Origin of the sequence: Xanthobacter autotrophicus, assembly GCF_030015065.1 — a bacterium.
GTDB classification, from domain to species: Bacteria; Pseudomonadota; Alphaproteobacteria; order Rhizobiales; family Xanthobacteraceae; genus Xanthobacter; species Xanthobacter autotrophicus_D.
Genome location: NZ_JAIVFN010000035.1, coordinates 1 through 19,454, shown reverse-complemented (window position 1 = coordinate 19,454; position 19,454 = coordinate 1). Strand labels below are relative to the sequence as shown.

Here is a 19,454-nt window from a genome sequence, read left to right as displayed (position 1 = left end):
ATGCCCTCCCTGCCCTGCCGCATCGAGCCGGAGCCGCCATGAGCGCAAATGAGCCGTCCGTCTCACCCGCAGCCACGCCGCCGGTCCCCGCCGGCAGCCGGCCGGTGCCCCTCGTCGAGATCTTCCTCACCTTCCTCGTCATCGGCGCCACCAGCTTCGGCGGCGGCGTGGTCGCCTACCTGCGCAACGCCCTCGTGGTCTCGAAAGGCTGGCTCGACGAGGAGCAGTTCATGACCGCGCTCGAAATCTCGCAGGCCCTGCCCGGACTCAACGCCACCAACATGAGCGTGATCGTGGGCGACCGGTTGCGCGGCCCGGTGGGCGCGATGGCGGGCTTCCTGGGCATGACCCTGCCGGGCGGGCTGCTGGTGTTCGCGCTCGGCGTCTTCTACACCTCGAACCACGGCAACCCGGCCATGCACAGCGTGCTCGCCGGCATCGGCGCGTCTTCGGTCGGGCTGCTTGCAGCGGTGACGCTGCAGATCGGCCACAAGCAGCTCGAGCACCTCACGGAGGTCGCCCTAGTGGTGCTCACCGTGGTGATGGTGAGCTTCCTCCACATTTCCCTCGTCATCGTGCTGATCACCGTGCTGCCGCTCGCCCTGTTCATCTACCGGCCGCGCCATGACGAGCGTCCCAAGGTCTCGGAGGAGGAGGCGTCGTGAACCAGCCCAATCCGGACCTGAGCCTTCTGGGCGTCTTTTCCCTGCTGTCCCTGCTGGCCATCGGCGGCGGCACGGCGGTGCTGCCGGAGATGAAGGCGCTGACCATCAATGCGCACCACTGGCTCACCGACGCCCAGTTCCGCGACATCTACAGCCTTGGACAGGTGGCGCCGGGACCCAACATGCTGATGGTGATCGTCATCGGCTACCACGTGGCGGGAACGCCGGGGGCGCTCATCGCCTTCGCCGGCTTCTTCCTGCCGGCCTCGACGCTGGCGCTGGGCGCCTCCCGCCTGTGGAACTATTTCGATGGCTCGCCCTGGCGCCTCGCCCTGCAGAACGCCCTGGCGCCCATCGTGGTGGGCCTCATGGCCGCGGGCATGATCGCCATCGCCCGCACGGCGATCACGGGCACGGAGACCACGCTGCTCGCCATCGCCGTGTTCGCGCTGATCTATTTCGGGCCGAAGATCAACCCGGCCCTCATCATCCTCGCCGGTGGGGCGGTCGGATATCTCACCCTTTGACAAGGTCCTCCGGGTCGGCCGGCTGGCCCGGAGGACCCCTCTTCATTTTCCCTGAAAGACCGGGTGCGCCACCCGATCTCCCGCCTTGATGCCCACCTTTCGCGCCGTGCCCCCGGCAATCTCCAGCACCGCGCGCACCGGCTCGCCGGAGGAGATTGTCTCGGTGGAGAACGGGGTCGTCATGGCGGTGATGCGGGCGATGGTGCCATCGGCGCGGATGAACAGCATGTCGAGCGGGATATAGGTGTTCTTCATCCACATGTAGACGGGCTGGTCGACCTTGAAGTCGAACAGCATGCCGGCCCGCTCGTCCAGGGACTTGCGGTACATCAGGCCGGTGGTGCGCTGCTCGTCGGTGCGCGCCACCTCCACCTCGAAGGTCACCACGCCCTTGGAGGTCGCGATCTCCAGCGCCTCGAGGCTCGCCGCCTGCGCCGCCGGAACCGGTGCGGGCGCCGCCAGCGCGACAGGCGACACAGCGAGCGCGAGGCCAAGGATCGCACCCGCAAGAATCGGCTGCCCGCCAATCGCACGCTTGCCAATCGCATGCGCGCCAATCGGACGCGGGCGATTCGGATTCACATGGCCCGGCTGCGCGGCGGCCGCGCCCGGTGTCACGATGGTCAGCATGGTCAATTGTTCCCGCTGGGACCTGTATCGGCCTTCACTTCGGCGGCCATGAGGCCCTTGTCGCCGTCGCCGTAGCGGACCAGCACGCTCTGGCCGGGCCGAAGCTCGGTGAGGCCGTGGCGGCGCAGCGTCTCCATATGGACGAAGATGTCCGGCGTCCCATCCCCCTGGGTCAGGAAGCCGAAGCCGCGCAGCCGGTTGAACCACTTGACGGTGGCCCGCTCGAATCCGCTCGTGGGCTCCACCGCCACGCGGGTGCGCGGCTGGGGCGGCGCGGTGTGGACCGCGGTGGACAAATCGAGGGACAGCACCCGGAAGGCCTGCCGGCCCTTGGTCCGCTGCACGGCCTCGCACACCACGCGGGCGCCTTCCATGGCGGTCTGGAAGCCGTCGCGCCTCAGGCAGGTGACGTGGACGAGCACGTCGGGCCCGCCGTCGTCCGGGACGATGAAGCCGTAGCCCTTGGAGGCATCGAACCATTTGATGGAGCCGGTGACCTCGATGAGCCCCGCGGGCTCCTCGATTCCGTCCTCCGAAGAGCCGGCGGTCCGTGGCCCCAGCCCCAGTGCGTCAGACCCCATGACAACCCCGACCTTACACGCGACCGCGCACTCGTTGCCGCGCCCTTACCACGATAGCAATTCGTCGGGCCTTCGCCCACCCTCTTCACGCGCGGCGTGTTTGCGCGAGCGCCTGCGGCGTCACCCATCCTGCGCGAAGGGAGCGAGCACGTCGCCGATCTCGATGCGCACCACCAAGTCGGCCATTCCGTCGAAATCGGTGGGCTCGCGGTTGAGGATCACCAGCCTTGCACCCTTCTTCTTGGCCTTCAGCGGAAAGCCGGCCGCCGGGAACACCACCAGCGAGGAGCCGATGACGATGAAGAGGTCCGACCGGCGGGTCAGTTCGTCCGCCCGCGCCATTTCCGGCTCGGGCATGGCCTGGCCAAAGGAGATGGTGGCGGCCTTGATGGGGCCGCCACATTCGGGGCAATCGGGCGCGGAGCCGCCGGAGGCGTCGAAGCGCGCCTTCACCCAGTCGAGTTCGTAACGCGTGCCGCAGTCGAGGCAGGTGGCATAGGTGCCGTTGCCGTGCAGTTCGACGAGGGCCGCGTCCGGCACGCCGGAGGCCTGGTGCAGGCCGTCGATGTTCTGGGTGATGATGGCGGCCAGCCGCCCGCGCCCGTGGAGCCGGGCCAGCGCCCTGTGCCCGCGTCCGGGACGGGCGGAGCCGAAGGCTCCCTCCATGGCGAACTTGCGCCGCCACGCCTCGTTGCGCGCGGCCTTGTGGGCGACGAACACGTCGAACGGAATCGGCTTGTTCTGGGTCCACAACCCGCCGGGGGACCGGAAATCGGGAATGCCGCATTCCGTGGAGATGCCGGCGCCGGTAAAGGCGACGGCACAGGACGCTTCATCGAGAAGTTCGGAAAGGCGCGCCTGGGCACCCTTGAGATCGGTGTCGAAGATCATACGTCCATGATGCCGGCAAGCCGGCCCCCTTCCCTTTGCCCATGACGGGGCGCACCCGACCCGCGGGAACCCTATCCCGATCCGGCACGCCGCGCTTCCCTCCTACGGACGAGACAAGCCGATGCGCTTTCTGCACACCATGGTCCGCGTGACCGACATCGACCAGTCGCTGGACTTCTACTGCAACAAGCTGGGGCTGAAGGAGGTCCGCCGCAAGGAGGTGCCGCAGGGGCGGTTCACCCTCCTCTTCCTCGCCGCCCCCGGCCAGGAGGACGTGGCGGAGATCGAGCTGACCTACAACTGGGACCCCGAGCCCTATGGCGAGGGCCGCAATTTCGGCCATCTCGCCTTCGAGGTGGAAGACATCTACGCCACCTGCGAGCGCCTGATGGCCGGCGGCGTCACCATCAACCGGCCGCCGCGCGACGGCTACATGGCCTTCGTGCGCTCGCCCGACAACGTCTCGGTGGAGCTGCTGCAGAAGGGCGGCCCCAAGGCGCCCGCCGAGCCGTGGGCCTCCATGCCCAACACCGGCAAATGGTGAGCCTGCCGTCGCGCCGCCGAAGCCGGGCGCAACGGACGCCATGGGCATGATCGCCCGGCGGCCCTCCGGGCGGCCGGAGCGCGGGACCCGACGGCATCGCAGTGCTCGTATCGCGGGCGCGGGCAAGCCGGCTTTGGAAATCTCCCCTGCACCCTTGCGGATGCAGGGGCCTCCCCCTATAAGGACGCGCACTTCGATCCGACGCCGGACCGAAGCGACGCGCGCCCTTCGTCTATCGGTTAGGACGCCACCCTTTCACGGTGGAGAGAGGGGTTCGACTCCCCTAGGGCGCGCCAGAAAAATCAAGGGCTTAGACGAAAAGTAGGCCAATCCGTCTACTATCCGTCAAGAAAACATCCCCAAACATCAGCGAATGCAGGCACGTGCCGACGGTTGGATTCCTCCTTGTCGGGCCGCTCGGGCAGCCCATCTGGAGAGGCGTTCGGTCGCACCTCAGGAGCGCACGACGCCACGTCCCCAATCCGGGACACGACAAGCCTGAAACGGGACACGAGCGCCCGTTTCTGTGACATCGAAGGCCAGTTCCGGGACATCGGGGCCGGAATGCGGGACATTGGCATTGTGCGGTAGTGCATCATGATGCGCCTGCAACCAGCAGGCGCGAGCCTCCCCCGCGCGTACGCGTGGCGCGCGCGTAGATAGATTTAACCTTAGATAGGGATATAAGATCCTGTTGAGGGGGCGCCTCAAGCGTCCCCCATCAGGCTGTCGATTCTGGGTGAAGCTTGAGAAGGGCGCCCTCAAGGCGTCCCCTGCCATCCTGCAGCTGTCTCAGTGCTCAATTCCGCTCGCTCGTTCCCAGCCCCGCGCGACCCCCAATGTCCTGTTCCTGTCCGCGGCGACCTCCGACGACGCAGCGGGACGAGCGCTCGCTTGAAGCTCGCTCGCGGCGGAAGGAAAGACTGAGGCGAGGCCGTAGGGGGTCATTGGGCGGGCCAAGCGCTGCCGGGACGCTGAACGGCCGCCAGCGGCCACGCCACGCGACCGGAGGGGCCACCCGGGGGGTGGTTTTCGACTTCGGGGCGTTGGCTCCGGACCGGCGGGGGTCCATCGCGCGATATCGAGCCGAATTGGGGTTTTTGGCCCTCACCAAAAAGTTCGCAACGAATCATCAAAGTTCGCGAAGCGGGATTCCATGTCGCAGTGAGGGAGGATTCCCTCTCGGCATGCTCGACCGCCTCGCCTCATTCCTCGGCTACACGAAAAAGTCGCTCGCCTCGCCGGATGGCGACTTGCTGGCGCTTTTCGGCGTTTCCTCGCCCACCGCCTCGGGTGTGAACGTCGGGCCTGGCACCGCGCTTCAGGTGCCAGCGGTCAAATGCGCGGTGCAGGCGATCAGCGAAGCGGTGGCCACCCTCGACGTGAAGGTGATGCGCCGCGATGGCGGGACCGAGGTGGAGGCGTCCGACCATCCGGTGGCCGGCCTCCTGCAGAACCGCACGAACGACTGGACGCCGGGCTTCGAGTTCGTCCGGGACATCACAGCGTCGGCGCTGATCTACGACAGCGGCGGCCTGGCATGGGTCAACCGCGTTGAAGGCCGGCCGGTGGAGATCATCAGCTACGACGCGGCGCACCTGAGTGCCCAGCGCCACGAGGATGGCAGCGGCAACTATCGCTACTTCCTCAACGGGCGGGAGGTCCCGGCGGCGGACATCATCCACCTGCGCAGCCCCTTCGGACGCTCGCCCGTATCGCTGGCGCGCGAGAGCGTCGGCTTGGCGCTGACCCTCGACGCTCACGCGGCCCGGCTCTTTGGCAACGGCGCGCGACCAAGCGGCGTGCTCACCGTCAAGGGAAAGACCTCGCCGGACGCGGTACGAAAGATCCGCGAGGCTTGGCATCTCGCCCACGGCGGCACCAACTCCGGTAAAACTGCCATCATCGAGGGCGAGACCGAGTATGCGTCTCTGACCATGACCAGCGTGGATGCGCAATTCTTGGAGTTGACACGCTTCCAAGTACTTCAGATCGCCCGCGCCTTCCGCGTGCCGCCGCAGATGCTCTACGACCTGGAGCGCGCCACCTGGTCGAACAGCGAACAGATGGGCCGCGAGTTCCTCACCTACACGCTGGAACCCTGGCTTCGCGCCCTCGAAGGAGCGCTCCGCCTCGCCCTGTTCAGCGCCGAGGAATACCCCACGCACCGGGTGCACTTCGAGCGCGACGACCTCACCCGGGCCGACCTCGGCGCCCGCGCCACCGCCTATTCCAGCCTCATCGCGTCCCGCGTCGTGAACCCGAACGAGGTGCGCGAATGGGAAGGACTGCCCAGCTACGAGGGCGGCGCCACCTTCGCCAATCCAAACACCGGCAACAGCCAGCCGGGTGCTGCCGCGCCGCAGGACGGGGGCGTTTGATGGAACGGCTCTTCCTCGAAACCAAGATCCTCGTGGACGAGGCCGGCGCCATCGAAGGCTTAGCCTGGCCCTTCGGAACCCCTGATCGCGTCGGCGACATGATCGAGAAGGGCGCATTTGCCAGCGTCCGCACGCCCCTGCCTCTCCTCTTCGGCCACGATCCGAATGACCCGGTGGGCGTGTGGACCGCAGCCACCGAAGGTTCGGATGGCCTCCGGCTGAAGGGCAAGCTCCTGGTGGATGAGGTGGCCCGCGCCCGCGAGGTCCGCGCCTTGGTGCGCTCCGGTGCCGTGGGCGGCCTCTCGATCGGCTTCGTCACCCGGAAGGCCGCGCCCCGCAAAGGCGGCGGCCGGACCATCAAGGCCCTCGATCTGCTCGAGTGCTCGCTGGTCTCCATTCCCATGCATCCCGGCGCCCGGGTGACCAGCGCAAAAACTGCCACGGCGGCGCTCGCCATCGCCGGGGCTCTCCACCGCGCCGCATCGGCGTTCAGCAAGAGGTGAACATGCTCAACCACACCGCGGCGCCCGACGGCGCCATCGAATACAAGGGCGAGGGCGACGATCCGGTGACCGTGGTCACCGCCGCCCTCGACGACTTCAAAGGCGAGGTGATCGGCCGCCTGGAGAAGGTGGAGGCGGCGCAGGCCGGCGCCAAGCCGGAGCCCGAGACGAAGGGCGCCGACAAGCTGGTGGAGCGCCTGGACAAGATCGAGGCAAAGCTCAACCGCCCGGCCACCAGCGAGAAGAAGGTCGATGAGCTGAGCTTGGAGCGCAAGGCCTTCGGCACCTATCTGCGCCATGGCGACCGCACCCCGGCCGACGAGCTGAAGACGCTCACGGTGTCCAGCGATCCGCAGGGCGGCTATCTCGCGCCTGCCGAGATGAGCACCGAGTTCATCCGCAACCTCGTGGAGTTCTCGCCGATCCGAACGGTGGCCAGCATCCGCACCACCGGCGCTCCGAGCGTGATGTATCCGGCGCGCACCGGGGTGACCAACGCCAAGTGGAAGGGCGAAACCCAGACCTCGGAGGCGTCCGAGCCGGGCTTCGGACAGGTGGAAATCCCGGTTCGCGAGATCAACACCTTTGTGCCGATTTCCAATCAGCTCCTGGCCGACAGCGGCGGCGGCGCGGAAGCCGAGATGCGGCTCGCCCTCGCCGAGGACTTCGGCAAGAAGGAGGGCGCGGCCTTCCTCACCGGCGACGGCGTGCTGCAGCCGGCCGGCCTCTTGCGGGACACTCGTATCGGATCGGTTGCGACGGGCCACGCCGTTGCCATCACCCCCGATGGCCTGATCGACCTCATGTACTCCCTGCCGGCGGCCTACCGTATGCGGGGCACCTGGATGATGAACGGCAAGTCGCTGGCGTCGATCCGCCGGCTGAAGGACGCGCAGGGGCAGTTTCTCTGGCAGCAGCCTCTCGCCGCAGGCCAGCCCGAAAGCATCCTGGGGCGGCCGGTGCTCGAAGCCGTGGACATGCCTGACATCGGCGCCGGCGCCATTCCGATCGTCTTCGGCGATTTCAACAGCGGCTACCGGATCATCGACCGCGTGGACATGACGATCCTCGTCAACCCGTATTCCCGCGCGACCGACGGCATCACCCTGATCCACGCCACCCGCCGCGTCGGCGGCGCGGTGATCCAGCCCCAGGCGCTGGCGAAGCAGCTCGTGGGAACCTGAGGAGGAACAACAGATGCGTGACCTGAAGAACAACCTGGGTGTGGTGAAGTCCATCACGCCTGCCGTGCTGGCGGCCACCACCATCGGCGACGCCCTGGACCTCTTGGGCTTCAACAGTGCCGTGCTGGTGGTGAGCACCGGGGCGATCACCGGCGCCGGCGACTTCACCGCGAAGCTCCAGGAGAGCGACACCACCACGTCGGGCGACTTCACCGACGTGGCGGCCGCGAACCTGCACGGCTCTTTCCCCACGAGCCTCGCGGCGGATTCGCTGGTGAGCGTCGGCTACGCCGGCTTCAAGCGCTACGTGCGCGCCGTCATCACCAAGAACGCCGGTACCTCGATCGCGGCCAGCGCCGTCCTTGCGAAGGGCGATGCCGTGGTGCTCCCCGTCGCCTGAAGCCTCACACCCTGCGGAGCACGTCATGACCGAGATGAAGGAAGTGCACGTGCTCTGCAGCGTACCGCTGTCGGACGACGGGATCCAGCTGCGAAAGCTGGTGAAGGGCACGAGCGACGAGGTGCCGGCCCACCTGTTTGCCGGGCTCAAGGCTGCGGGGTTCGTCTGCGAGCCGGACCATGCCCCCACCTTTTCCGGTGCCGCAGGGCCGGAGCCGGCGGCGAAGCCCAGCCGGCGCACGCGCAAGGAGAAATGACACCATGCCCATCCGCGCGCCTCGCATCTGCGGATGCGGCCTGAAGATCGCTTCCGGCGAGCGCTGCCCTTGCGAGCGCAAGCGGAAGGCGGAGGCCGATGCCCGCCGGCCCTCCGCCCGGGAGCGCGGCTACACCTCGAAATGGGACCTGGAGCGCGCCGCCTATCTGAAGACCCGTCCCCGCTGCGTCCGGTGCGGCGCCGCGGCGACGGTGGTCGATCACAAGGTGCGCCATCGCGGCGACAAGAAGCTCTTCTGGGACCGCTCCAACTGGCAGGCGCTCTGCCGCACCTGCCATGACCGCTGGAAGCAGAGCCACGAGCGGAAGGCTGCGCCGTGACCGACACCCTTTCCATCGTCTCGCTCGCCGAGCTGAAGGCGCACCTCAACGTCACCACCGACGATGACGATGCGGTGCTTACCGGCATGCTGGAGACCGCGCGCGGCTACGTCGAGAGCTGGTGCGGCCCACTGGACGACATTGAGGGCGCCATGCCCGTCGGCCTGGTGCACGCCCTGAAGCTCTATGCCGGCCACCTTTACGAGAATCGGGAGGCCACCACCTTCGGCAGTTCGGGCGCCGAGACGCCCATGGGCTTCTTCGACCTGATCGGCCCGCACCGGAAATGGGCGTTCGGATAATGGCGGACAACGGCCTCGCCAGCCTCAACCGGCGCCTGAAGGCCATTCCGAAGGCCGCACGGGAGGCGGTGCAGCCCGCCTTGAAGAAGGCCGGCGACGACCTGGCGAAGGACGTGGCGCACCTCGCCGAGCGGGCGCGCGACAGCGGCGACCTGATCAAGAGCATCGCGGTGACCACGGCCGGCAACCAGACTCCGCCCTATTCGCAGCCCGGCGGTGGGAAGGTGGTGCCGGAAAATCAGGTGGTGGTGACGGTCGGCAACACCGCCGTCCGCTACGCCCACCTCGTGGAATACGGCACCGCCCCCCACGAGAACCGTGGCGAGTTCGCCGGCACCCACCATCCCGGAACCGAGGCGCAGCCGTTCTTCTGGCCCGCCTTCCGCCTGAACAGGAAGAAGCTCGCCAACCGCATCAAGCGGGCGGTGGGCAAGGCCGTGAAGAGCGCGAGGTAAGACATGCTCGAGGGACACGTTGAAATCACCATCGGCGGCCAGCCTGCCACGCTGGTGCCCAGCCTCGGCGCCGCGATGGCGCTGTGCCAGCGGCATGAGAGCTTCGGCGCGTTGCTCGCCAAGATCGAAGCTCTCGACCTCATCGCTGCCGTGGACGTGGTCCGCTTTGGCCTCGGCCGGCGCGAGAGCGAACAGGACGCGACGGCGCAGCAGGTGTTCGAGGCCGGCGTTCTCGACCTCATGCCGCGCCTGGCGCGCTTCGTCTTCATCCTCGCCAACGGCGGGCGGCCACCCAAGGACGAAGGCGAGGTGGAGAAGCCCGGCACCCCTTTCGCCGGGTGAGCCACGCGGAGTTCTTCGCGTCGCTCTTCCGGTACGCCACCGGCTGGCTCGGCTGGCCCCCGGCGGTGGCTCTGGCCACCCCCATCCCCCAGATCGAGGCCGCCATGGAAGGCCGCATCGACATGCTGAAGGCGATCTTCGGCGGGGCGGAAAAAGAGAAGCCCGTCGCAGACCTGACACCCATGGCCTTCGACGCAGTGTTTGGAACCGTCGCTCAAGCTAATCGAACCTGAGGAAGAGCAGATGTCTATCTATGGAGTCAGTGGATCGAAGATCTATATCGGTGCTGCGAAGGAGCCGGCCAACGGGGCCGACCTTGTCGCGGCGGACTTCACCTCGCAGACCTGGACGGAAATCACGCCCGTCGAAAGCATCGGCGCGCTCGGTGACAACGCCGAGGTCTCCACCTTCGACGTCATCGGCATCGCCCGCACCCAAAAGCGGAAGGGTGTCGCGAACGCGGGGTCCATGGCGGTCGTCATGGGCTCCGACTATGCCGATGCGGGACAGCTCGCGCTGCGGGCAGCGGCGGCGGCGAAGGGTTCCTACGCCTTCAAGATCGAGTTCAACGACAAGCCCGCCACCGGCGCCTCGCCCAAGAACTCGCTGCGCTACTTCACCGCCCTGGTGATGAGCGCTTCCGAGGCGCTGGACGGCGCGAACAACATTCTCAAGCTCTCCTCGACGCTGGAGATCAACTCCAACGTGGTCGTGGTCCACGCCTCGGCGACGTGATGAGCCCGGACCTCGCCCTGCAGAAATCGCTGCTCGCGCGCCTCGCCGCCACGCCCGACGTGACAGCGCTGGTGCCGAGCAGCGCCATGGTGGACGGCTGGAGCGTCCCGCAGCGCTTCCCTTCCATCGTCGTGGGCGAGGGGCAGGTGGTGCGGGAGCCGCTCGCGCTCAAGGGGGACCACCGCCGCATTTATGCGACGCTGCACGTGTGGACGAAGAGCATGCCGGCGGCCCGGGCCATCGCCGGCGCCGTGACGGCGGCGGTGGAGCACCTGCCGATCCAGTTGGAAAGCGGGCATCGGGCCATCTCGACGGTGGTGCGTGACGCCCGCTTCCTCCGGGATCCGGACGGCGAGACGGCCCACGGCATCGTCACGGTGGATTGCCTCGCCGAGGTGGCGCCATGAGGGCGGGCTCGCTCGATCGCATCATCACGATCCAGCGCGCCACCGAGGCGCGGGACGACTTCGGCGAGGTCTCCACCACGTGGGTGGACGTCGCGACGCTGCGGGCGGCGCTGATCCAGGCGAGCACCACCGAGTTCCTGCAGGGGGCCGGCCTCCAGGGCGAAGCGGCGGTGATCTTTCGCACCCGCTTCCTCGCCGGCGTGACAGTGCGCGACCGCGTGCTCTTCGAGGGCATCGCACACGACATCAAGGAGGTGAAGGAGCTGGGCCGCCGGAGGGGGCTGGAGATCCGCACCGTGGCGAGGAACGCGCAATGAGGGGGACGAAGCCGCGCCTGGTGGTGAACAACGATGCCGTGACACGGGCACCCCCCGCGCCGTCCTGGTTGCCCCGCGAGGCGAAGGCGGAATGGCGCCGGGTCATGCCCGGCCTGACGAAGCGCCGGATCCTCACGGCCGCGGACTTTGGCACCCTTGAGAATTACTGCGTTGCCACCGGGCGCGTACGCCAGATCGAGCGGCGCATTCAGGAGATTGGCGGCATCGATGTGCAGCTCGCCCGGCTCCAGATCCACGTCATGGCGACGGCGCGCCAGCACGCCGCCGAGCTGGGTCTCACGCCCGTGAGCCGCTCGCGGCCGACGATCCGGGAGGATGGTGATGACGACAACATTTCCGACCTGGGTCTTTGACGGCTCCGCGATCCCGGACCCGCTTGGCTGTGGCGAGCGGGCGGTGAAATTCCTGCGCGCCCTGAAGCATCCGAAAAGCCCGGCGAAGGGGCAGGCGTTCCAGATCAATCCGTGGCAAGAGCGCATCGTGCGCCGGATCTACGGGCCGCGGCATGAGGACGGCACGCGCATCGTCAAGACGGTGGTGCTCCTTCTCCCGCGCGGAAACCGGAAAACCTCACTCTCCGCGGCGCTCGCCTTGCTCCACACCATCGGCGCGGAGCGTGTGCCGGGCGGCGAGGTGATCAGCGCGGCGGCGGATCGCAAGCAGGCCCGACTGGGCTTTGCCGAGGCCACTGGCATCATCCGGTCCGACCCTCGGTTGATGAAGGTGAGCGACGTCGTCGACTCGAAAAACCGCATCACGTCCACGCGCCATGGCTCATTCTACGAGGCCATCTCTTGCGACGCCGGCACACAGCACGGGCGCACGCCGGTGTTCGTGCTCGCCGACGAACTGCACGCCTGGAAGAAGCGCGACCTGTGGGACGTGCTGCGCTCGGGCCTCGTGAAGACGCCGGGCTCGCTCCTGGTTGTCGCCACAACCGCCGGCCGGGGGCAAGAGAACATCGCCCACGACATCGTGGAAGATGCCCGGAAGGTGGCTCGTGGCGAGGTGGTCGATCCGTCCATTCTGCCGATCCTCTTCGAGGCGGGGAAGGATGAAGACTGGCGCGACGAGGCCGTTTGGCACCGGGTGAACCCCGGCCTCGCCCATGGATATCCGGACATCGAAGGGCTGCGCCAGCTCGCCCGCGAGGGCGAGCGCCGGCCAGGTGACCGCGAGGCATTCCGCCAGCTCAACCTCAATATCTGGCTGGACCACTCCGCCGACCCGTTCGTCGACATGGGCGTGTACGACGAAGGTGCCGCGCCCGTGGACCTCGATGCGTTGGAGGGCGAACCGTGCTGGCTGGGCGTCGACATGTCCACCACCACCGACCTCACCTCCGTGGTGGCGTGCTGGCGCGACGGGGATGGCGGGTACATCGTCCATCCATTCTTCTTCTGCCCCGCCGACAATCTCCGGGCCCGCGCCGATCGCGACGGGGTGCCCTATCCGCAGTGGGCGGATGACGGCTTCATCACCCCGACGCCCGGTAATGTTGTCGATTACCGGGCAGTGGAAGCACGGATCCGCGAGCTTTGCGGGCGCTTCCGGGTGCAGGAGATTGCCTTCGACAAGGCCTATGCCCAGCCCGTCATGGGGCCGCTGAACGACGATGGCCTGCCCGTGGCCATCCTGCAGCTCGGCTGGGTGACGCAGTCGCCGGCCCTCAACGAGCTTGAGCGGGCCATCGTCTCGCAACGCTTCCGGCATGGCGGACATCCCGTGCTGCGCTGGTGCTTCGAGAACGTGGCGATCCAAACCGACCCGGCCGGCAACCGCACCATGCACAAGGGCAAGAGCCGCGACCGGATCGACGGCGCCTTCGCCACCTGGATGGCGATCTCACGCGCGGCTGCTGGTGAAGCGACATCAATCTACGAGAGCGACGAGTGGTCGCCCGAACTCATGGTGATGTGATGGCTGGAGAAGACGAACGCCTTGTCGTCGCCCTCGAGGCGCGCGTCCGCGACTTCGAGAAGAATTTCGAGCGGGCGCAGAAGACGGCCAACGCCAAGTTCACCGCCATCGATAAGCGGGCGGAGGCTTCCGCTGCAAACCTGAAGGCTGCGTTCTCCGGCGCCGGCGCATCCATCACGTCGGTTTTCAGCACCCTCGGCGGCGCCGGCATCATCGCCGGCGGCGGCCTCGCCGGCATCATCACCACGCTGAGGAGCGCGGCCACCTCCGTGGCGGACCTCGCTGCGGAGGCGCAGAAGGCCGGTGTCGCCTTCGAGCCCTTCCAGGAGCTGAAGTACGCCACCGGGCAAGCCCGCATCGGCGTGGATGCCCTCACCGACGGCCTGAAGGAGATGCAGCTCCGCGCCGACGAATTCATTCGCACCGGCGCCGGCTCCAGCGTGGAGGCCTTCAAGCGGCTGGGCTACACCGCCGCCGACCTGAAGAAGAAGCTCGCCGATCCCGCCGCCCTGTTCGAGGAGATCATCGACAAGATGAAGGGCTTCAGCAAGGCGGGCCAGATCCGCATTGCTGATGAGATCTTCGGCGGCACCGGCGGCGAGCAATTCGTGCGCCTGATGGAACAGGGGGAAGGGGCTATCAGCCGGGCCCGTGAGGAGGCCCGCGCCCTCGGCGTCATCCTCTCGGACGACCTCGCCGCAGAGGCCAAGAAGGTGGCGCAGGAGTTCGACAAGCTCGCCCTGCGGATCGAGGTGGCGCTCAAGTCGGGGGTGCTGGAGGGCGCCAGGGCGCTGGAGGACTACAAGGCGGAGCTTCTCGGCATCGCCGCGGCGTTCGGCGCGGTAGGCGCGGGCGTGGTGCTCGGGCCGCTTGTCGCATCCCTCGGCGCGGCGGCAACGGCGGCCGTGGCGACGGGCGTCCAGATGACGGCGTTGAACGCCACCATCCTGACTGTGGCGGCGGGCTCGCGCGCGGCGGCGCTCGCAACCGCCGGCCTCGCGGCGGCGCTGCGCCTGGCAGGCGGGCCTTGGGGCGTCGCAATCATGGCCATCGTGGGCACCATCGCCGCGCTCGCCCTTCGGCAGGACCATGCGAAGGTCGCGGCCGACGCCCACAAGGAGGCCATGTCGAGCCTCGACAAGGCTATCTCCGAGGTGAAGGCGCGCGTGCCCGGCGCCGAGGCGGCTCTGAAGGCGCTGGGCGACCAGCACGTCGAGAATGCCGAGAAGGCGCTCGCCGATGCCAGGGCAGAGCTGGAATACGCGCGGGCCGTCGCCGCGAACCAGAAGGTGGGCGGCTGGGCCGGCAAGTACGGCGCCAAGATGCCCACCGCCAACACGGCGGAAATGACGGCCGCGCTGGAAGGGTACATCAAGACGGTGGAGCTGGCGCAGCAGCGCCTCGATGAACTGAAGGGGAGGGTGAGCGGCGCGCCGACATCGGCCCCGCCGGCGGCCCCCGATGCGTCGATCAGCGCGGCAACTTACGGCTACAAGGACCTGGCGACGGCGTCGGCACAGCGGGTGCGCGACCTGGAGGTGGAACGCACCGCCCTCGGCATGACGACGCAGGCGGCGGCCGAATACAAGTTCATGCAACAGGCCCTGGCGACGGCGCAGGAACACAACCTCAAGCTCTCGCCGGAACAGGTGGCGCAGCTCCAGCAGCTCGCCGCGCGCTACGGCGACGTGACCGCCGCCATGGAAAAGACGCGGGCCTCGCAGGAACGCCTGCGGGAGCTTCAGAGCGAACTCGGGACCCTCGCCACCAGCTCCATCATGGGGCTGGTGGACGGCACGAAGACCTGGAACGACGCGCTCAAGGACAGCCTGAAGCTCCTGGCCGACCTCCTCCTGAAGTCCGTTCTCCTCGGCGAGGGGCCCTTCGGAAACGGCGGCGGGGGTGCCATCGGCACGATCGTGAAGAGCGTGGGCGGCGCCTTCGGCTTCGCGGACGGCGGCGTGATGACTCCGCAGGGGCCGCGCCAGCTGAAGCGCTTCGCGAGCGGCGGGGTGTCGCGCAAGGCCGCGATCTTCGGCGAGGCCGGCCCGGAAGCTGCGGTGCCCTTGCCGGACGGCCGGCGCATCCCGGTTGACATGCGCATGCCGGACACCTCCCGCATCGCCGGCAACAGCGTGTTCGCGCCACGGACGAACAACGTCAGCGTCGCCCCTACCTACAACATCACCACGTCCGGCAGCGGCGCGACGGGTAACACCGACGAAATCGAGCGTGTGCTCAGGCGGAGCAGCGTGGACCTGATGCGGGTGGTGAAGGCCGAACTCCTGAAGGACATGAAGGAAATGGGGCCGTTGGCGCGCGGCATCCAAGGCCGCTTCGCGCTGAACCCGATGCGGGGGGTATGAGCTGGTGCGCCACCTCAGCTCCAAGGAAATCTGGCTCCTGCGAACGGACCAATGGAGCCGGTACGCGCGGGAGCAAGAGGCTCGGCGACCGAAAGAGAAGCGCGGCCAGAAGCTGAAGGCTGGCGCCCGTTCGCGCTTCATCGACATCGTGGCGCCGATCCTGCGCCGGGCCGAACCGACGCCCTTCGCCTTCGAGGGCGTCATGCGTGCGGGGATTCGTTCCATGCTTTGCCTCAAAGGTTGGGAATGGGGGAGTGCGGACAGGGCGGCCGTGGACGTGGTGTTGGCAGCTTTGAACCGTATCGGCGCGGTTCGGCCTACGTGGAAGCAGGGTCAGCCTGAGTGGACGCAGGATGGAGTTGCGGTGTTCGAGCGGGTGACATGCGTGAACTGCGGAGCTAGGCTCCCGGAAGAGCACACAAAGTACTGTAGCTCGACATGCAGCACAAACTACAGAGGACGACTTTACTACTACTCTGCAAAGCGTGAAGAAGCGGGCCTCCGCGAGGTGATCGATGGTCTCGATTGATGATCTTCAAGGCGACGTCTGCGAGGGGTGCGGCGCGCCTCTACCCGATGATCGCCACGCACGGCGACGCTTCTGCTCCAGGGCTTGCTACAAGCGTGATTATAACGACTTGGAGAAGCGCGGCCGATACGAGATGCGGGGGGAGCGGAACTGCGCGCAGTGCGGTGGGCCAATCGCCGTGAACCGCAAGGCCGGAAGCGGTTTCTGTTCGGAAGCGTGCCAGCGCAGGTCCAAGGCGCGGGAGATCGCAGCCCGGCGGAGGAGCAAACGCCGCGAGGCTCGGACGGTTCGCCCCTGCGCGCACTGCGGCGGGGCGATCGGAACCGATCGGGCAGCGAGTGCCATGTATTGCTCGGCAGAGTGCTGCGCAGCGGAGAATGAGGCCCGGCGTCTGGCACGCATCGCCGAGCAGAGGGAAGGTCGGACCTGCGCCTTTTGTGGCTGCAGTATCTCCGACGACCGAAATTTGAAGACGCTGTATTGCTCGAACCCATGCAACCAGCGAGCGTACCTGGCACGCCGCGGAGCAAGATTCATTTGTGACCCTGTTCCTTGATAGGAAAAATGGGACGGACGGCACGATTGCCGCTCCTTTTCCCGAGTTGGCGCCCTCAGGGCGCCGTGCCTGCGCTGGCCTTCTTCTCGTCTTCTTCGATCCACCTCAGCAGTGTGGATGACCGGGCCATGAGCGGCCCGTTCTTGCCCAGGCGGACGGCCGGGAGGAAACCCTGGCGGTGCAGGTCACGCACCTTCCACGCAGACCGGCCAAGGAACGCCGCGATTGCGGCTGCGCCGACCAGGTCGAACGCGCCAGCATTGCGCGCGCCCGGCATTGGTTCACCGCTCCTGCTGGCGGACATAGTCGCTGAGATTGTCGAGAAGGTTCAGTATCCCGACTTCGCCCCAGCCGAGCGTCTCTCCCACGCGGTCCGCGAGGAACTCGCGACGGAATAGCCGCACGACGGCCTGAGCATCCTCGGCGGTTCGCACGGGGAGATTGAACATCTCCTTCTCCGCCTCGGTCATGCGCGCGTTGGCGGCCATCGATTCGTCGGGGAAGTCATCAAGCCCGTCGGCGATGTCCCGGTTGTCCTCGATGATGCGCATCAGTTCAGAAATTCGGCTGGCCGTGTTCCTGCGCGGGGGGGTCCCGGCAGCGGCCGCGATCTCCTCCCGGAACGCCGCCATCGTAGTGCGAGCCTCCTCCCGGAAGTCGGAAACGGCGTCCAGGTCGGGGGCTTTGCTCTGCGGAACGCCGTCCAATCGCAAAGCATCAAAGAGCGGCCGGTGGTCGAACTGGTGCTCCTTCATAAGAAAAGCTTCGACCATGCCGTCGATGTGTCGAACAACCTCAATTTTTCCTGCGGCCGCTTTTTCCCCGAGGCTTTTATAGGCGCCGAACAGCAGGATAGCGGCCTCGACAGGAAGCGTTCCGATGTGCTCGCTGAACATCTGGTTGATTGTTTTGGTCTGCAGTTCGGTGATCGCAAGGGGCGTGCCGATGTAAGCTGTCATGGTGGTTCCTTTCTCAATGGCCCGAGCGGGATGCTCGGGCGCCAAACTCAATCTTCGTAGTCGAAGTCGACATCATGCGTGGTCACCGGAGCCGCCTTCTGGCTCGCGCGCAGCCGGTCGACGTAATCGCGGATCGCCGCCTCGGGGATCATGCGGCGGCGGCCGACCGCCACCGACTCCAGCTTTTTGGCCCGCATCAGTTCGTAGATTGTGCTTCGTCCGACACCGAGGGCCCTTGCCGCATCAGGAAGGCTGACAAGCAGCGGCGCAATGGCCACCGTGCTGGGCTGGTTCATTTGCTCACCTCCATTTAGTGGATGTGCGCCGATCCTTGCTGCGCATCGCCGAGGTGCGAAATCAAAATAGGCTCAGAAAAATCGACGGCCTGATTTGTCAGTTGTGAGCCCGCCGGCCCATGTAGATCGCAAGTGTGTCGTCGTCTGCGGGCAGTTCCGGAAAGCCCACGTCGGCCCACGCTGCAGAGAGGAATTCAACCACCGGACCGCTTCTCGATCGGGGCGCCGGCTTGCCTGTCGCCTCCCGCCATTCGGTTCTGAAGCGCGACGCGAAAGCTCGTTCCAGGGGGCGGGCCCGCCCGATAGACGGCTTGTTCCCGAGGAAGTTCTCGTCCTTGAACTTCGCGATCGCGGCGCGGAAGGTCGCCGCAGCCTGCCGGATTTCGTCCGCTGCCCGCATCTGCCCCCAGATTGGATCCTCGTCGTCGTCGGCTTTAGGGTAGAAGGCGAACCACGCTTCGGAGCGCTCCATTGCAGCGCAGTCCCGCTCCATCATCTTGAGGCGCCCCATCATGGAGCGAGCCTCTTCGTATACCTCGGGCTCGCTCACGATCCGGCTCGCCTCATGCCAGGCCTGCACGGCCGCGCGCTGCACGATCCGACGAGCGAGCCCCACCGGATCGTCCGTGACCGCTGCGAGCAAGCCGGCGGCAAGGTTGTCGATCGCATAGCGACCCACTGGTGCTGCCGGATCGATGGCGTTCATGACCCGCCCCGCCGGCGGCACCGGCACCTTCTTCGCTGGTCGGCGCCGCGCCATCACCTCACCGCCTTGATCGGGCTGACAGTCGCCGGCACGGTGGTGAGCGGCACCACTGCCTTGGCCGCCAACTCATCAAGTGCGCTGACGATGAACGCGCTGTAGTGAGCCTCGATCATCGCCGACGATGTGTCGTGCAGAGCCGCAACCAGGCGAACAGGGAGCATCTCGCGCAGCCCGCGAACGATCGACGAGTGTCGAAGCGCGTATGGCACCACGCCGGCCGGCAATTCCGCCCGCGCCGTAATTGCCCGCCAAGGAGCCGAGAATTCGGCGCTGTAGCCCCACGGCCCGCGCCCGACGCGTTCCCACTTGGTCGGGGTGACCTGCTTGTGTCGCCAGCGCTCCAGCAAGGTGGCGCTGCCCACCCGGCCGGCCACCGCCGGCCTCAGAGCCCCAATTACGTCCTCGCCAACGGGCACCCCTATTTTGGCAACCTTCTGGCCCTTTCCCTTCCGGCTGGTTGGCACCATCAGGCGGAGCTGCGCGGACTGGACATCGGCCACCGTCATGCGCGCCACCTGCGAGAAGCGCGCGCCAGTGGCCGCGAGGACCAGGACCAAGCGCCCAAGGTCCCCCTCCCAGCC

26 protein-coding genes, 1 tRNA gene and 1 pseudogene are annotated in these 19,454 nt (G+C 67.3%); 20 read left to right on the top strand and 8 right to left on the bottom strand.

Going from position 1 to position 19,454, the window contains the following annotated elements; translation table 11 throughout:
* Window positions 1-38: 38 nt before the first annotated feature.
* Window positions 39-665, top strand: a complete 627-nt coding sequence (locus K9U40_RS09455) for a chromate transporter (protein WP_282889947.1) — start codon at window positions 39-41, stop codon at window positions 663-665.
* The gene (locus K9U40_RS09450; RefSeq protein ID WP_282889946.1) at window positions 662-1,192 is read left to right on the top strand and encodes a chromate transporter; all 531 of its coding nucleotides are present in this window, start codon (window positions 662-664) and stop codon (window positions 1,190-1,192) included. The genes K9U40_RS09455 and K9U40_RS09450 overlap by 4 nt, the downstream gene beginning before the upstream one ends.
* Window positions 1,193-1,234: 42 nt before the next feature.
* Here the strand turns inward: K9U40_RS09450 and K9U40_RS09445 are convergent, their stop codons facing one another.
* From K9U40_RS09445 to K9U40_RS09435, 3 genes are all read right to left on the bottom strand, one after another.
* A complete protein-coding gene (locus K9U40_RS09445) occupies window positions 1,235-1,822 on the bottom strand; it encodes a DUF192 domain-containing protein (RefSeq protein ID WP_349239425.1) in 588 nt (195 codons plus the stop codon).
* A gap of 2 nt (window positions 1,823-1,824) precedes the next feature.
* Window positions 1,825-2,403 (bottom strand): cold-shock protein, encoded by a 579-nt coding sequence (locus K9U40_RS09440; protein ID WP_282889945.1) that lies wholly within the window; start codon window positions 2,401-2,403, stop codon window positions 1,825-1,827.
* A gap of 120 nt (window positions 2,404-2,523) precedes the next feature.
* Window positions 2,524-3,294 (bottom strand): SIR2 family NAD-dependent protein deacylase, encoded by a 771-nt coding sequence (locus K9U40_RS09435; RefSeq protein WP_282889944.1) that lies wholly within the window; start codon window positions 3,292-3,294, stop codon window positions 2,524-2,526.
* A gap of 121 nt (window positions 3,295-3,415) precedes the next feature.
* On the opposite strand from K9U40_RS09435, the gene K9U40_RS09430 reads away from it, so the two are divergent.
* From K9U40_RS09430 to K9U40_RS09345, 18 genes are all read left to right on the top strand, one after another.
* Window positions 3,416-3,838 carry a VOC family protein gene (locus K9U40_RS09430; protein ID WP_282889943.1) on the top strand — a complete coding sequence of 141 codons (423 nt, stop codon included), beginning with the start codon at window positions 3,416-3,418 and terminating at the stop codon, window positions 3,836-3,838.
* A 221-nt stretch (window positions 3,839-4,059) separates the two neighbouring features.
* A tRNA-Glu gene (locus tag K9U40_RS09425) sits at window positions 4,060-4,134 on the top strand.
* An 891-nt stretch (window positions 4,135-5,025) separates the two neighbouring features.
* On the top strand, window positions 5,026-6,219 hold the full coding sequence (locus K9U40_RS09420; RefSeq protein WP_282889942.1) for a phage portal protein: 1,194 nt from the start codon (window positions 5,026-5,028) through the stop codon (window positions 6,217-6,219).
* Window positions 6,219-6,722, top strand: coding sequence for an HK97 family phage prohead protease (locus K9U40_RS09415; RefSeq protein ID WP_282889941.1), 504 nt, complete (start codon window positions 6,219-6,221; stop codon window positions 6,720-6,722). Before K9U40_RS09420 ends, K9U40_RS09415 begins: the two co-directional genes overlap by 1 nt.
* 2 nt (window positions 6,723-6,724) lie before the next feature.
* On the top strand, window positions 6,725-7,906 hold the full coding sequence (locus K9U40_RS09410) for a phage major capsid protein (protein WP_282889940.1): 1,182 nt from the start codon (window positions 6,725-6,727) through the stop codon (window positions 7,904-7,906).
* A gap of 13 nt (window positions 7,907-7,919) precedes the next feature.
* Window positions 7,920-8,306, top strand: coding sequence for a hypothetical protein (locus tag K9U40_RS09405; protein ID WP_282889939.1), 387 nt, complete (start codon window positions 7,920-7,922; stop codon window positions 8,304-8,306).
* 25 nt (window positions 8,307-8,331) lie between these two features.
* On the top strand, window positions 8,332-8,562 hold the full coding sequence (locus tag K9U40_RS09400; protein ID WP_282889938.1) for a hypothetical protein: 231 nt from the start codon (window positions 8,332-8,334) through the stop codon (window positions 8,560-8,562).
* A gap of 4 nt (window positions 8,563-8,566) precedes the next feature.
* Complete coding sequence (locus tag K9U40_RS09395; RefSeq protein ID WP_282889937.1) at window positions 8,567-8,902, top strand: HNH endonuclease; 336 nt, start codon at window positions 8,567-8,569, stop codon at window positions 8,900-8,902.
* Window positions 8,899-9,204 (top strand): head-tail connector protein, encoded by a 306-nt coding sequence (locus tag K9U40_RS09390; protein ID WP_282889936.1) that lies wholly within the window; start codon window positions 8,899-8,901, stop codon window positions 9,202-9,204. Before K9U40_RS09395 ends, K9U40_RS09390 begins: the two co-directional genes overlap by 4 nt.
* Entirely contained in the window at window positions 9,204-9,659 is a 456-nt protein-coding gene (locus K9U40_RS09385; protein ID WP_282889935.1) for an HK97-gp10 family putative phage morphogenesis protein, read from the top strand. The genes K9U40_RS09390 and K9U40_RS09385 overlap by 1 nt, the downstream gene beginning before the upstream one ends.
* A 3-nt stretch (window positions 9,660-9,662) precedes the next feature.
* Window positions 9,663-10,001, top strand: a complete 339-nt coding sequence (locus tag K9U40_RS09380) for a hypothetical protein (protein WP_282889934.1) — start codon at window positions 9,663-9,665, stop codon at window positions 9,999-10,001.
* Complete coding sequence (locus K9U40_RS09375; protein WP_282889933.1) at window positions 9,998-10,234, top strand: hypothetical protein; 237 nt, start codon at window positions 9,998-10,000, stop codon at window positions 10,232-10,234. Before K9U40_RS09380 ends, K9U40_RS09375 begins: the two co-directional genes overlap by 4 nt.
* 10 nt (window positions 10,235-10,244) lie before the next feature.
* Window positions 10,245-10,736, top strand: a complete 492-nt coding sequence (locus tag K9U40_RS09370) for a hypothetical protein (RefSeq protein WP_282889932.1) — start codon at window positions 10,245-10,247, stop codon at window positions 10,734-10,736.
* Complete coding sequence (locus tag K9U40_RS09365; protein ID WP_282889931.1) at window positions 10,736-11,143, top strand: DUF3168 domain-containing protein; 408 nt, start codon at window positions 10,736-10,738, stop codon at window positions 11,141-11,143. The genes K9U40_RS09370 and K9U40_RS09365 overlap by 1 nt, the downstream gene beginning before the upstream one ends.
* Window positions 11,140-11,460, top strand: a complete 321-nt coding sequence (locus K9U40_RS09360; RefSeq protein ID WP_282889930.1) for a phage head closure protein — start codon at window positions 11,140-11,142, stop codon at window positions 11,458-11,460. Before K9U40_RS09365 ends, K9U40_RS09360 begins: the two co-directional genes overlap by 4 nt.
* Before the next feature lie 20 nt (window positions 11,461-11,480).
* Window positions 11,481-11,834, top strand: coding sequence for a phage terminase small subunit P27 family (locus K9U40_RS09355; protein WP_282889929.1), 354 nt, complete (start codon window positions 11,481-11,483; stop codon window positions 11,832-11,834).
* On the top strand, window positions 11,803-13,401 hold the full coding sequence (locus tag K9U40_RS09350) for a terminase large subunit (protein WP_414114776.1): 1,599 nt from the start codon (window positions 11,803-11,805) through the stop codon (window positions 13,399-13,401). Before K9U40_RS09355 ends, K9U40_RS09350 begins: the two co-directional genes overlap by 32 nt.
* A complete protein-coding gene (locus K9U40_RS09345) occupies window positions 13,401-15,767 on the top strand; it encodes a hypothetical protein (protein ID WP_282889927.1) in 2,367 nt (788 codons plus the stop codon). Before K9U40_RS09350 ends, K9U40_RS09345 begins: the two co-directional genes overlap by 1 nt.
* A gap of 1,140 nt (window positions 15,768-16,907) precedes the next feature.
* Here K9U40_RS09345 and K9U40_RS09340 read toward each other — a convergent pair.
* The 5 genes and pseudogenes from K9U40_RS09340 to K9U40_RS09320 all read right to left on the bottom strand — a co-directional run.
* On the bottom strand, window positions 16,908-17,129 hold the full coding sequence (locus K9U40_RS09340; RefSeq protein ID WP_282889926.1) for a DNA-binding protein: 222 nt from the start codon (window positions 17,127-17,129) through the stop codon (window positions 16,908-16,910).
* Window positions 17,130-17,133: 4 nt separating this feature from the next.
* The gene (locus tag K9U40_RS09335; protein ID WP_282889925.1) at window positions 17,134-17,811 is read right to left on the bottom strand and encodes a hypothetical protein; all 678 of its coding nucleotides are present in this window, start codon (window positions 17,809-17,811) and stop codon (window positions 17,134-17,136) included.
* Window positions 17,812-17,858: 47 nt separating this feature from the next.
* Window positions 17,859-18,107 (bottom strand): helix-turn-helix domain-containing protein, encoded by a 249-nt coding sequence (locus tag K9U40_RS09330; RefSeq protein WP_282889924.1) that lies wholly within the window; start codon window positions 18,105-18,107, stop codon window positions 17,859-17,861.
* Window positions 18,108-18,204: 97 nt separating this feature from the next.
* Window positions 18,205-18,813 (bottom strand): hypothetical protein, encoded by a 609-nt coding sequence (locus K9U40_RS09325; RefSeq protein ID WP_282889923.1) that lies wholly within the window; start codon window positions 18,811-18,813, stop codon window positions 18,205-18,207.
* Between the two features lie 53 nt (window positions 18,814-18,866).
* Window positions 18,867-19,454 (bottom strand): annotated as a pseudogene (locus tag K9U40_RS09320) (tyrosine-type recombinase/integrase); the annotation flags it as partial.